Raw genomic sequence first — 13,350 nt, forward strand, 5'->3', positions numbered from 1 at the left:
GCAGGAGGCCGCCCCTGCGGCCGAATGGTGGTGGTCCATCACCGTTAATTCGCGAGCAGGAGTTCGCTCCCGCATGGCAAGGGCTCAACTGCCCTTGCACACCCGCAGCACCTGCTCGCCATAGGCTTCGAGCTTTTTCACGCCCAGGCCGCTGATGCCTTGCAGGTCACTCAGGCTTTGCGGGGCGGCTTCGGCGATCGCCGCCAAGGTGGCGTCGTGGAAGATCACATACGCAGGCAGGTTGTGTTCTTTGGCCACCTCGGCACGCCAGGCCTTGAGGTTGATGTAACGCACCATCGCGTCTTGCCCCAGATTGGCGGCGGCGGGTGAGGGGGCGCTGCGTGTGCGGCTGCGCTTGTCGGCGCGTTGGCTGGTGCTTTCGCGCAGTTGCACCGGCACATCGCCTTTGAGCACAGCGCGTGAGCCTTCGGTCAGATGCAGGGTGCTGAAACCGTCTTCGGTGTGCACATGCAGTGCGCCAATGGCGATCAACTGCCGCATCACGGCGCGCAATTGTTGTTCGCTGTAATCGGCGCCCAAGCCAAAAGTGCTGATGCTCTCGTGACCGCGTTGCACGACTTTTTCGGTTTTTTTACCGCGCACGATGTCCATGGTGTGGCCTGCGCCAAAGCTGTGGCCGCTGCTTTGCTGGCAGCGGTACACGGTCGACAGCAGCTTGCGTGCGGCGTCGGTGCCGTCCCAGACCTCGGGCGGGTTCAGGCAGTTGTCGCAATTGCCGCAAAACGGCATATAAACGCCTTGCACACTGTCGGATGGGTTGGCCGATGGGTTGTTGTAGGTCTCGTCAAAATAAGCCAGCAGACGCACCCGTCGGCAATCGGTCGCTTCGGCCAGGCCCAGCAGCGCATCGAGCTTGCCGCGCATGACTTGCTTGAACTCTTCACCCGCCGGACTCTCGTCAATCATGCGGCGCTGGTTCACCACGTCTTGCAAGCCATAGGCCATCCACGCGTCAGAGGCCAAGCCATCGCGCCCTGCGCGGCCTGTTTCTTGGTAATAGCCTTCGATGTTTTTGGGCATGTCCAGGTGCGCCACAAAGCGCACATCGGGCTTGTCGATGCCCATGCCAAAGGCCACGGTGGCCACCATGACCACACCGTCTTCGCGCAGAAATTCATTTTGGTGGCGCTGGCGCATGCCGGCATCCAGCCCTGCGTGGTAGGGCAGCGCGTGAATGCCCGACTCGACCAACATGGCCGCGATCTCTTCGACGCGCTTGCGCGACTGGCAATACACCACGCCCGCTTCCTCAGGGTGCTCGCGTTCAATGAAGCGCAGCAGTTGGGTGCTGGCATCTTTTTTCTCGATGATGGTGTAGCGGATGTTGGGCCGGTCAAAGCTGCTGATGAACAACTCGGCGCTTTCCAGTTGCAGACGCTCGACGATGTCGGCGCGGGTCAGCGCATCGGCCGTTGCGGTGAGCGCCACGCGCGGCACGCTGGGGTAGCGCTCGTGCAGCACCGTCAGGCCCCGGTATTCGGGCCGGAAGTCGTGGCCCCACTGGCTCACGCAATGCGCTTCGTCAATCGCAAACAGGCTCAGCAGTCCGCGTTCGAGCAGCGAATCCATCTGCGCCAGAAAACGGCCATTGGTCACGCGCTCGGGGGCCGCGTACAACAAGGTGATTTCGCCGCGCAGCAAACGCCGCTCGATGTCGCTGGCTTCTTCGCTGGTGAGGGTCGAGTTGAGGAAGGCGGCATTCACACCCGCCTCGTGCAGCGCACCGACTTGGTCGTGCATCAGCGCGATCAGCGGCGAGACCACGACGGTGATGCCCAGGCCCGAGCGTTGGCGTGCGATGGCCGGAATTTGGTAGCACAGCGATTTGCCCCCACCCGTGGGCATCAGCACCAGTGCATCGCCCCCAGCCGCCACATGGTCGATGATGGCTTGCTGCGGACCGCGAAAGGCTTCGTAGCCAAAAACTTCGCGCAGGATGGGGAGGTGGGGGGACACTGGGGTTTGATGATTTTTTGAAGGCTTGATTGTCCGCTATTGAGACGTGGATGATTGAGGGGTGAGTGGAGACACTTTGGGCTTGTCATACCCGCGAACGCGGGTATCCATGACAAACGAAGACATGGACCCCCGATCGAGTCGGGGGTGACAAATTCAAATTGTTCCCGATGACAAATTCAAATCGTTCCTGGTGACAAATTCAAATCGTTCCCGGTGAAAAATTCAAATCGTTGCGGGGGTACGCCAAAATCGTCACCCTCTGCCCGCCCTCTCCCACCCTCACAAGACCATGGGCTGCGCGGCACGCAACACCAAGGCCAGCATTTATCGCCAGTTAGGACGCTGCCATCGCCAGCAAGGCTGACGATCACCACCAGCGTTTGGAAGGGGCAGGCGGTGGGCGACGATTTTGGCGTACCCCGCCTCATGAGGAGCCCGCCGCCTGCCCCCTCCGAACGCGCACCTCCTATGACAACTTCCGAACGCAGACAGCGTTACCATCGCAGCCCATGCACACTTCCGCCCTTGTCCTGTTTTCTGGTGGTCAGGACTCCACCACCTGCCTGGCCCATGCTTTGGCCAAGTACGACCGCGTCGAAACCCTGGCTTTTGACTACGGCCAACGACACAAAGTGGAGCTGACCGCCCGCCTGAACGTGCTGACCGCGATCAAGACCCGCTTTCCGCAATGGGCCACGAAGATGGGCCAAGACCATCTGCTCGACGCGGGCATCCTGGGCCAGATCAGCGAAACGTCTTTGACCCGCGACACCGCGATTGAAATGGAAAGCTCGGGCCTGCCCAACACCTTTGTGCCGGGGCGCAACCTGCTGTTCCTCACGCTGGCGGCCGCTTTGGCTTACCGCCGGGGACTTCAGGTCATCGTCACCGGCGTGTGCGAGACCGATTTTTCGGGCTATCCCGACTGCCGCGACGACACCATGAAAGCCATGCAAGTGGCCCTGTCGCTGGGCATGGACCGCAAGCTGCTGATCGAAACGCCGCTGATGTGGATCGACAAGGCCCAAACCTGGCAGCTGGCCCATGATCTGGGCCAACAGGCCGATCCGGCCCAAGGCGGCCAGGCCTTGCTCGATTTGATCGTGGAACACACCCACACCTGCTATCTGGGTGACCGCACCCAGCGCCACGACTGGGGCTATGGCTGCGGCCAATGCCCGGCGTGCCAACTCAGGGCTTCGGGGTTTGCGCGTTACGCAAAACCCTGATGCGCTTTTTCTACAATAGACCCCATGACAACCCTTGCTTACACCCGCGCCCAGGCACTGCCCGAGATCCTGAAAACCCGCATCGCCATCCTCGACGGGGCCATGGGCACCATGATCCAGCGCTTCAAGTTGACCGAGGCCGACTACCGGGGTGAGCGTTTCAAGGACTTCCCCAAAGACGTCAAGGGCAACAACGAGTTGCTGAGCCTGACCCGCCCCGACGTGATCCGCGACATCCACGAAGGCTATTTGGCAGCCGGGGCCGACCTGATCGAGACCAACACCTTTGGCGCGACCACGGTGGCCCAGGCCGACTACGACATGCAGCACCTGGCCCGCGAGATGAACCTGCAATCGGCCAAACTGGCCCGCGCCGCCTGCGACAAATTCTCCACGCCCGACAAACCCCGCTATGTGGTGGGCGCACTTGGCCCCACACCCAAGACCGCCAGCATCAGCCCCGACGTGAACGACGCTGGCGCCCGCAACGTGACGTTTGAAGAACTGCGTGCCGCTTATTACGAACAGGTCGAAGCCCTGGTCGAGGGCGGCTCAGATGTGTTGCTGGTCGAAACGATTTTTGACACGCTCAACGCCAAAGCCGCCTTGTTCGCCATCGAAGAATTCTTTGAAGCCAGCGGCCAGCGTCTGCCCCTGATCATCAGCGGCACCGTCACCGATGCCTCAGGCCGCATTTTGAGTGGCCAGACGGTCACCGCTTTCTGGCACAGCGTGCGCCACGCGCAGCCACTGGCCATTGGCCTGAACTGCGCCTTGGGGGCCACGCTGATGCGTCCCTACATCCAAGAGCTGAACAAAGTCGCGGGTGACACCTTCATCAGCTGCTACCCCAACGCCGGTCTGCCCAACCCCATGAGCGACACCGGCTTTGACGAAACCCCCGACGTGACCAGCCGCTTGCTGCACGAATTTGCGGCCGAAGGCCTGGTCAACATCGTGGGCGGTTGCTGCGGCACCACGCCCGATCACATCGGTGCGATCAGCAAGGCCGTTGCACCGCTGGCTCCGCGCAATGTGCATGGCGGGTTTTTTTACAAAGAAGCGGCCTGAGGCTTTCAAGCTGTGTCGGAGCTGAAGCGCCGACAAGCGGCCCTTAATTCTCCAGCAGCCTCCGCTGCAGCTCGGCCAGTTCTTGCGGACTCAGGCCAATCGCGCCATGCAGGTAATCGCGCATGCCGCCATGCTGCGCGTCGACCTCGTCAAAGGCCGCCTGCAAAAACTCGGGCTGCACCTGCCACAGCACTTTCATCACATGCGGGTGCCCCTGGCCTTCTAGGCGCGCATCGCGCTTGTAGAGCTGGTTGGTCAACAAGTAGTCGTGCTCAATGGTGGTGCGGTCTACGCCCAGCGCAGACAGCAACAGCGCCGCCGCAAAGCCTGTGCGGTCTTTGCCCGCCGTGCAGTGAAACACCTGTGGCGTAGGCTGCTCCAGCAAATGCTTCAAAAACTGCCCGTAAATTCCGGCATTGCGGTTCACAAAATCGCGGTAGGTTTCGCGCATCAACTCCACCGTTTCTTCGGTGGTGGGCACCACGCCTTGCGCCACCAATGTCCGCATGCGGGCAATCACGGTGGGCTCGATCGTCAACGCCACACGTTGCACGCCGGGAATCGCATAGGGCGTGGCGGTGTATTCGGCCACGCCCCGAAAGTCCAGGCTGTGGGCGATACCCAGCGACTGCAGGCGCGCCACATCGTCGGTCGTCAGCCCCGCCAGATGGTCCGAACGGAACACCTGGCCACGCCGAACCTGACGGCCGTCGGTGTTGCGGTAGCCGCCGATGTCACGGAAGTTGGAAGCGCCTTGCAGCAGGGCGAATGGGTTGGATGCGAGGGTCATGGGGTATTCAATGGTGATGGCCTCATTGTGCGGTTTTCAAACCGCAGAACTTGTCATGTTGGCGCAAAGAGGGGTTCGGCGTTCGCTTTCAGGCCTCCGGTTAAAATTCAGCCTCCCCAAGGAGCGTTGCAGCCCGCCACCGTCCAGGTGCAGCGGGTCAGGCTTGGGGCCTTCAATTCCTGATTGTTTTGCACAACGACGCTCACCTGTAAGCCCAAGGTGAGCCTGTGTCCGTTGTCGCGTCTGAAACCCTGTCTGTTCCTCCCATGAAATTGTCCGGTCTGGAGCCTGTCCTGATCGGCACCGATTCACTGTTCGTCAACGTCGGCGAACGCACCAACGTGACCGGCTCCAAGGCCTTTGCCCGCATGATTTTGAACGGCGAGTACGAGCAGGCTTTGGCCGTGGCGCGTCAGCAGGTCGAAAACGGTGCCCAGGTGATCGACGTGAACATGGACGAAGCCATGCTCGACAGCCAAGCCGCCATGGTGCGGTTTTTGAACCTGATGGCCGGAGAGCCCGACATCGCTCGCGTGCCGGTGATGGTGGATTCGAGCAAATGGTCGGTGATCGAAGCCGGTCTGCGCTGCATTCAGGGCAAGGGCATCGTGAACTCGATCAGCATGAAAGAGGGCCTTGACGAATTCAAGCGCCAGGCCAAGCTGGTCAAGCGCTATGGGGCGGCTGCCGTGGTCATGGCCTTCGATGAAAAAGGCCAGGCCGACACCTACGAGCGCAAGGTCGAAATTTGCGAACGCGCTTACCGGGTGCTGGTCGATGAGGTGGGTTTTCCGCCCGAAGACATTATTTTTGACCCCAACATTTTTGCCATCGCCACCGGCATCGAAGAGCACAACAACTACGCGGTGGACTTCATCAACGCCACACGCTGGATCAAGCAAAACCTGCCGGGCGCCAAGGTGTCGGGCGGCGTGTCCAACGTCTCGTTCAGCTTTCGGGGCAACGACCCGGTGCGCGAAGCGATTCACACCGTGTTTTTGTACCACGCCATTCAGGCGGGCATGGACATGGGCATCGTCAACGCGGGCATGGTCGGGGTGTATGACGACCTGGAGCCTGTGCTGCGTGAGCGCGTGGAAGATGTGGTGCTGAACCGCCGCCCTGATGCGGGTGAACGACTGGTGGAGATTGCCGACAGCGCCAAAGGTGCGGCCAAAGACGAGAGCACCAAGTTGGCTTGGCGCGGCACGCCCGAAGCGCCGGTAAGCGTGGCGCAGCGCTTGAGTCACGCGCTGGTGCAGGGCATCACCGACTTCATCAACGAAGACACCGAAGCCGCTTACCAAGACGTGTTGGCCCAAGGTGGCCGCCCCTTGCATGTGATTGAAGGCCCACTGATGGACGGCATGAACGTGGTCGGTGACCTGTTTGGCCAGGGCAAGATGTTCTTGCCGCAAGTGGTCAAGAGCGCCCGCGTGATGAAGCAGGCCGTGGCGCATTTGTTGCCCTACATCGAAGCCGAAAAATTGGCCCAAGAGGCTGCGGGCCAGGACGTGAAGGCCAAGGGCAAGATGGTGATCGCCACTGTCAAGGGCGATGTGCACGACATTGGCAAAAACATCGTCACCGTGGTCTTGCAGTGCAACAACTACGAAGTGGTCAACATGGGCGTGATGGTGCCCTGCCACGAAATTTTGGCCAAAGCCAAAGAAGAAAACGCCGACATCATCGGCCTGTCGGGCCTGATCACCCCCAGCCTCGAAGAGATGCAATACGTGGCGGCCGAGATGGAAAAAGACCCGTACTTCCGTGAGCGCCAGATGCCGCTGTTGATTGGCGGTGCCACCTGCAGCCGAGTGCACACCGCCGTGAAAATCGCGCCCAACTACAGCGGTCCGGTGGTCTATGTGCCCGACGCTTCGCGCAGCGTGAGCGTAGCGCAGGGTTTGCTGTCAGATCAGGCGGCCAAATACATCAGCGAACTGAACGCCGACTACGCCAAGGTGCGAGAGCAGCACGCCAACAAAAAACAAACCCCGATGTGGACGCTGGCGCAGGCCCGCGCCAACAAAACGCCAATCGACTGGACCCAAGGCGTGCCCGCCGCGCCCAAGTTCATTGGCCGCCGCGTGTTCAAGAACTTCGACTTGGCCGAAATCGCACAGTACATCGACTGGGGTCCGTTCTTCCAAACCTGGGATTTGGCCGGACCTTACCCTGCCATCCTGGATGACGAGATCGTGGGTGAGCAAGCCCGCAAGGTGCTGGCCGACGGCAAGGCCATGCTGCAAAAAATCATCGAAGGCCGATGGGTCACGGCCAACGCCGTGCTGGGCCTGTACCCGGCCAACAGCGTGAACGACGACGACATCGCGCTGTATGCCGACGAATCGCGCAGCCAAGTCGCCATGACCTGGCGCGGCCTGCGTCAGCAGACCGAAAAACACAGGATCGAAGGGGTGATGCGCCCTAGCCGTTGCTTGGCCGATTTCGTCGCACCGCAAGGCACGGCTCCAGACCATGTGGGCGTGTTCGCCGTCACCGCAGGCATTGGCGCTGACAAACGCGCCGCTGCCTTTGAAGCCGCGCACGACGACTACAGCGCCATCATGCTCAAGTCGCTGGCAGACCGCCTGGCCGAAGCGCTGGCCGAATGCCTGCACCACAAAGTGCGCACCGACCTGTGGGGCTACACCGCGTCAGAAGGCTTGAGCCACGAAGATCTGATTGCAGAAAAGTACCAAGGCATTCGCCCCGCGCCCGGCTACCCGGCTTGCCCCGACCACAGCGCCAAAAAAGCCATGTTCGATTTGCTGCAATGCGAAGACATTGGCATGGGCCTGACCGAGAGTCTGGCCATGACCCCTGCGGCCAGCGTGAGTGGGTTTTACATCGCGCACCCAGAGGCGCAGTACTTCAACGTGGGCAAAGTGGGCGACGACCAGGTGCAAGACTTGGCGCAACGCAGCGGCCTTGAGGTCAACGCCTTGCAGCGCTTGCTGGCTCCCAACCTGTAAACACCATGCACAACTTCTGGACCGCGTGCGGCCACCAACACCTGGCCCGCAACGAACGCGGCTGGCTGAGCCCCACACCCGATTACTGGCGTCTGTGGTTGCAACGCCCCGAGTTGGCGCTGGTGCCCGAGTCGTGCAAAGCCGAAAAGCGTTTGCATCAGGCCTTGTTGGACGCGCCTTTGCTGCAAGTCGCGCCCGGTGATTTAAAGGCGATCAAAGACGCGGATGCACGGGCCAACTACGCGTTATTTTTAAGCTTTCGTGACGATGTGCAAAAGGCGGGCTCCCTCGAGTCGGCCTACATCGGCTGGATGCGCAGCGGCCATAACACATGGCCTCCGCTGTTCATTGATCTGGTGGTGCAGGCCATCGTGTGCCATCTGCTGAGCGATGAACAAGACGCCTGGGTTTGGCGTGCCGCCGAGTTGCTGTTTCGCCGTCAGCGCATCACCGTCGAGGGTGGCCGTGTGCTGTCGGGCGACAGCGACACACTGGACAGTTTGCAAGCCACGGGTGGCTTGGGCGAGATGGGCCGGCTGCTGATCGAAGGCGGGGCGCCGCTCAAGGCGGTCGATGTGAAGGTGCTGCACAAGGACAACGCCGAGCGTTACTTTGTGCAACGTGAAGGCTTGGGCCGTTTTGCTTTTTTGCTCGACATGACGCACGAAATTCAAAACGAACTGCCGCACGGTTTGATTTTGAATATGGTCAATGCGCGATCGGGCCTGAAAGCCTTGTCGGTGGTGCTGGCCCGCTGGGTGCAGCACTTTCTGGGCGTGTCGGTGCAGATCGAGCCGGTTCAAAAAGTGGACGATCCGGCTTGGCGCTGGCATGTGGGCCTGGACGTCACGGCCACGGCCTTGCTCAACGACCTGTATCAGGGCCATGAACTGGACACCCAACGCCAGCAGCAACTCATCAGTCTGTTTAAGCTGCGCTTTGAGAGCCCGCAAGACATGCGTGCCGATGTGCAGGGCAAGCCGGTTTATTTGGGGCTGGCCATGAATGCGCAAGGCTTGCTCAAGCTCAAACCGCAAAACCTGTTGCTCAATTTGCCCTTGGCCAGTGAAGTCTGAGTTTTGTTGGACCAGGCAAATATTTGATCGGATTTTTGATGACACCCTTGATTTCAATCACGCGTCGCCACGCTTTGGGTTTGTTCGCTGCCACAGCGGTGTGCCCTGTGCAGGCCGCCACACCCATTCCCACGGGCTGGGCCGACACTTTGCGCACTGCGCGGGGCCAAACCGTTTACTTCAATGCTTGGGCGGGCAGCGAGCGCATCAACGCCTATTTGCAATGGGCGGCAGACCAATTGCAGCGTGACTTTGGCGTCAAGTTGCAGCACGTCAAGATCAGTGACGCGGCCGATGTGGTCAAGCGTGTGCGTGCCGAAAAACAGGCGGGCCGACAGGACAGCGAGGGCACGGTGGACCTGATCTGGATCAACGGCGAAAACTTTGCCGCCATGAAGCGCGAGGGTTTGTTGTCGGCACCGTTTGCCAAAACGCTGCCCCACTTTCAATGGGTGGACACGGTGGGCAAGCCCACCACCTTAGTGGATTTTTCGGTGCCCACCGAGGGCCTTGAATCGCCTTGGGGCATGGCCCAGCTCACCTTCTTGGCCGACCGCCAGCGCTTGCCCAAACCACCGCAAAGCATGGCCGAGTTGTTGGCGCTGGCCCGCACACAGCCGGGACGCATCACCTACCCCCGCCCCCCCGAGTTCCATGGCACGACCTTCATCAAACAGGCGCTGCTGGAGCATGCCCCCGATGCGAAAGCGCTGGCCCAGCCGGTGACGCCCGAGGCCTTGCAGTTGCAAGCGGCACCGCTGTGGCGATTTTTGGATGCGCTGCACCCGCACTTGTGGCGTGGGGGCAAACAGTTTCCGCCACACCACGCTGCTGTGCGTCAGATGTTGGCCGATGGTGAACTCTTACTGGCTCTGACCTTCAACCCCAACGAAGCGGCCAACGAGATCGCGGCCAAGCGCTTGCCCGCCACGGTGTACAGCTGGCAGTTGGCCAAGGGCACGATTGGCAACACCCACTTTGTCGCCATCCCCTACAACGCGCCCAGCAAAGCCGCTGCGCAAGTGGTGGCCAACTTTTTGCTGTCGCCTGCTGCACAAGCTCGCAAAGCGGACATCGACGTGTGGGGCGACCCCACGGTGCTCGATGTGGCCCGTTTGCCAGCGGCCGAGCGGGCCTTGTTTCAGTCGGCACCGCGTGCCGGGCAATTGGCGCAGTCGTCACCCGCCTTGCCGGAGCCGCATGCATCGTGGGTCGATGCGCTCGAAAAAGAGTGGATTCGCCGCTACGGCGTGTGAGATGCCTGCCCTTTGTCTTTGCACGTCGGGGCACCAGCCACCGACCGACAGGCTGTGAGCTTGCTGTGGCCTGCGCTGCTGGCGCTGGTCGCCGCCGTGCCCATGGGCTGGGCATTGTGGGCCGCACTGGTGCAAATGGCCGATGCCACTGCTTGGCAAGCCCTGTGGGCCGACCCCCAAACCTGGCGTGCTTGGGGCATGACGCTCTGGACTGGCCTGGCTTCTACAGGGCTGGTGTGGTGGTCGATGGCGCGCGTATTGGCCAGCGGCTTCATGCGCCAAAAACTGGGCCAATGCTTGAGCCATGTGCCCGCTTTGTTGGCCACGCCGCACGCGGCCTTGGCCATTGGCCTGGTGCTGTGGCTCTCGCCAAGCGGTTGGGCATTGCGCTGGGTGTCGCCGGGCCTCACAGGGTTTGAAGCGCCACCGCCTTGGCCCACCACGCAAGACCCGTGGGGCTTGGGTTTGATCTTGGCGCTGTGGCTCAAAGAACTGCCGTTTTTGCTGTGGGTGGCCGCCACACAAATGCAGCGCGAAGACCTGCGCCGCCGTTGGCAGACCGAATACGCCTTGGCCCAAACTTTGGGCCACACGCCCATGCAAGCCTTTGCCCAGGTGGTTTGGCCCCAGTTGGCGTCACGCTTGCGCTGGCCCTTGCTGGCGGTGTTGGCCTATGGTCTGACGGTGGTCGACATGGCCCTCATCATCGGCCCGGCATCGCCGCCGACTTTGGCGGTGCTGGCTTGGCAATGGCTGGGCGATGCCGACTTGGCGGTGCTGTCCAAAGGGGTCGCGGCTGCGGGCTTGCTCACGGCGAGCGTGGCGGTTTTGGCGCTGGCCGTTGTGGCTGTTTTGCGAGCGGGCTTGCCTTGGCCCAGGCGACCGTCTTGGCTTTGGAGCGCCATCGGCATTGCCTATGGCGCCGTTTGGTTTGCGCTGGCCGTGGGCAGTGTGTCAGGGGTGTGGCCGTTTCCCCAAGTGTGGCCATCGCTTTGGACGGGCGATGCCTGGGCACAGGTGATGGCCAGCGCCAGCACGGTGTGGACCACTTTGGGTTTGGCCTTAGCTTCGGCCAGCCTGTGTCTGGTTTGGTCAATGGCCTGGCTTGAAACCGCCAGCCACCGCTGGCAACAGCTGCTGCGCCCTGCTTGCTTGCTGCCCTTGGTGCTGCCATCGGTGTTGTGGGTGCTGGGGCTGTACAGCCTGGCGTTGCAGTGGCGGCTGGAGGGGCAATGGCTGGGCTTGTGCTTGGCGCACGCGGTCATGGTCTTGCCCTATGTGCTGCTGGCGCTGGAGCCCGCTTACCGCGCGGTAGACCCGCGCCAAGCGGCCTTGGTGGCCAGCTTGGGCCATGGCCGATGGCGGTATTGGCTGCGCATCAAATGGCCGCTGCTCAAACGCGCCATCGCCTCGGCTTGGGCGGTGGGCTTTGCGGTCAGTGTGGCGCAGTACCTGCCCACGCAATTTGTGGGCGCAGGCCGCTATGCCACCGTCACCACCGAAGCCGTCACATTGGCGGCCGGTGGGCAGCGCACGCTCATGAGCGCTTATGCGGTTTTGCAAATGCTCTTGCCCTTGCTGGCCTTCGCGGTCGCGGCAGCTTTGGGCAGGCCCCGACAATTTGAGAAGATCGGGACCATGAAAGACCCCACATGACATCCGCGCCATGAACACAGGTTTGCACGTCACCATTGACCGCTTGGGCAGTGCCAGCCACACGCTGGTGCAGGGCCTTCGCTTGGCGGTGCCTGCGGGCGAGATCCTCACATTGATGGGCCCCAGCGGCTGCGGCAAAAGCGCGGTGCTGGCCGCCATAGCGGGCACCTTGGCCTGCGTGCCCGAAGGCCTGCAGCCCTTGCAGTGGGCGGGCCGCGTGCAACTGAATGGGCGCGACCTCACGCACCTGCCCACACACCTGCGCGGGGTGGGCTTGGTGTTTCAAGATGCGCTGCTGTTTGCACACATGACGGTGGCTGAAAACCTGCTGTTTGCTGTGCCTCGCCGCTTGCCACCTGCACAGCGCCAGGCGCGTGTGCAACAAGCCCTGCAAGAGGCCGACTTGAGCGGTTTCGGTGAACGCGATCCGTCCACACTCTCGGGTGGGCAGCGGGCGCGTGTGGCGCTCATGCGGGCGCTGTTGGCCGAGCCACAAGCGCTGCTGCTCGATGAGCCGTTTTCCAAACTCGACGCGGCCTTGCGCGCCCAGTTGCGCCCTTGGGTGTTTGCGCATGTGCGCGAACGCGGCATCCCGGTGGTGCTGGTCACGCACGACGAACAAGATGTGGCCGATCCGCAGCGCGTGGTGCAACTCAGCCCAATGGGCACCGACATGGGCGCAGTGGCACATGTTTGACCGCCAAGCCCAAGCGCTGTTGCGCCCCGCGCTAAACGCTGCCGCACGCGGCTTGGTGCGCGCAGGCATCAGCGCCGACGCGCTGACTTGGCTGGGCTTTGCCATCGGCATGGCCGCCGCCGTGGCCATAGCGCTGCAAGCGTGGTGGTGGGGCTTGGCGCTGCTGCTGGCCTCGCGCTTGCTCGACGGCCTGGACGGCAGCGTGGCCCGCCTGACCCAGCCCACCGACGCGGGCGGCTTTTTGGACATCGCGCTCGACTTCGTTTTCTATGCGGCCATTCCCCTGGCTTTTGCGGTGGCCAACCCCAGCGCCAACGCGCTGCCCGCCGCAGCCTTGCTGGCCAGCTTCATCGGCACCGGCAGCAGCTTTTTGGCCTTTGCCGCACTGGCCGAAAAACGCGGCCTGACGGACACCGCCTTACCTGGCAAAAGTTTTTACTTCTTGGGTGGCCTGACCGAAGCCACCGAGACCATCACCGTGTTTGCCGCGATGTGCATCTGGCCTGAATGCTTTGCGGTGTTGGCTTATGGGTTTGCGGGCTTGTGTGCGGTGACGACGGGGATGCGGGTTTGGTGGGGGTATCGGCGGTTGGGGTGAGGTCAAGCTGCCATGTGAT

Annotated in this window: 10 protein-coding genes and 1 riboswitch; of the genes, 8 read left to right on the forward strand and 2 right to left on the reverse strand. The window is 62.0% G+C overall.

Features of this window, described 5'->3' with window-relative positions; genetic code table 11:
- Positions 1-84 precede the first annotated feature (84 nt).
- On the reverse strand, positions 85-1,977 hold the full coding sequence (recQ, locus tag BN3544_RS00380) for a DNA helicase RecQ (protein ID WP_019430941.1): 1,893 nt from the start codon (positions 1,975-1,977) through the stop codon (positions 85-87).
- Between the two features lie 512 nt (positions 1,978-2,489).
- Here recQ and queC point away from each other — a divergent pair.
- Together queC and BN3544_RS00390 are read left to right on the forward strand one after the other, a co-directional pair.
- On the forward strand, positions 2,490-3,209 hold the full coding sequence (gene queC, locus BN3544_RS00385) for a 7-cyano-7-deazaguanine synthase QueC (RefSeq protein WP_019430942.1): 720 nt from the start codon (positions 2,490-2,492) through the stop codon (positions 3,207-3,209).
- Between the two features lie 24 nt (positions 3,210-3,233).
- Positions 3,234-4,280 (forward strand): homocysteine S-methyltransferase family protein, encoded by a 1,047-nt coding sequence (locus BN3544_RS00390; RefSeq protein ID WP_019430943.1) that lies wholly within the window; start codon positions 3,234-3,236, stop codon positions 4,278-4,280.
- A 43-nt stretch (positions 4,281-4,323) separates the two neighbouring features.
- Here the strand turns inward: BN3544_RS00390 and BN3544_RS00395 are convergent, their stop codons facing one another.
- Entirely contained in the window at positions 4,324-5,070 is a 747-nt protein-coding gene (locus BN3544_RS00395) for a tyrosine-protein phosphatase (protein WP_019430944.1), read from the reverse strand.
- A 112-nt stretch (positions 5,071-5,182) separates the two neighbouring features.
- Positions 5,183-5,281: riboswitch (S-adenosyl-L-homocysteine riboswitch) on the forward strand.
- A gap of 55 nt (positions 5,282-5,336) precedes the next feature.
- Between BN3544_RS00395 and metH the strand changes: the two genes are divergently transcribed.
- From metH to BN3544_RS00425, 6 genes are read left to right on the forward strand one after another with little or no spacing between them, the layout of a single operon-like run.
- Positions 5,337-8,048: a methionine synthase gene (metH, locus tag BN3544_RS00400; RefSeq protein ID WP_019430945.1), complete on the forward strand. Its 2,712-nt coding sequence runs from the start codon at positions 5,337-5,339 to the stop codon at positions 8,046-8,048.
- Between the two features lie 5 nt (positions 8,049-8,053).
- The gene (locus tag BN3544_RS00405; RefSeq protein WP_019430946.1) at positions 8,054-9,124 is read left to right on the forward strand and encodes a DUF6352 family protein; all 1,071 of its coding nucleotides are present in this window, start codon (positions 8,054-8,056) and stop codon (positions 9,122-9,124) included.
- Between the two features lie 38 nt (positions 9,125-9,162).
- On the forward strand, positions 9,163-10,380 hold the full coding sequence (locus tag BN3544_RS00410; protein WP_019430947.1) for an ABC transporter substrate-binding protein: 1,218 nt from the start codon (positions 9,163-9,165) through the stop codon (positions 10,378-10,380).
- Between the two features lie 12 nt (positions 10,381-10,392).
- Positions 10,393-12,036, forward strand: coding sequence for an ABC transporter permease (locus BN3544_RS00415; RefSeq protein ID WP_019430948.1), 1,644 nt, complete (start codon positions 10,393-10,395; stop codon positions 12,034-12,036).
- Positions 12,037-12,046: 10 nt separating this feature from the next.
- Positions 12,047-12,733: an ATP-binding cassette domain-containing protein gene (locus tag BN3544_RS00420; protein ID WP_019430949.1), complete on the forward strand. Its 687-nt coding sequence runs from the start codon at positions 12,047-12,049 to the stop codon at positions 12,731-12,733.
- Positions 12,726-13,331, forward strand: coding sequence for a CDP-alcohol phosphatidyltransferase family protein (locus BN3544_RS00425; RefSeq protein WP_019430950.1), 606 nt, complete (start codon positions 12,726-12,728; stop codon positions 13,329-13,331). The genes BN3544_RS00420 and BN3544_RS00425 overlap by 8 nt, the downstream gene beginning before the upstream one ends.
- Positions 13,332-13,350 lie beyond the last annotated feature (19 nt).

Source organism: Limnohabitans sp. Rim47 (assembly GCF_001517545.1).
GTDB lineage: Bacteria > Pseudomonadota > Gammaproteobacteria > Burkholderiales > Burkholderiaceae_C > Limnohabitans_A.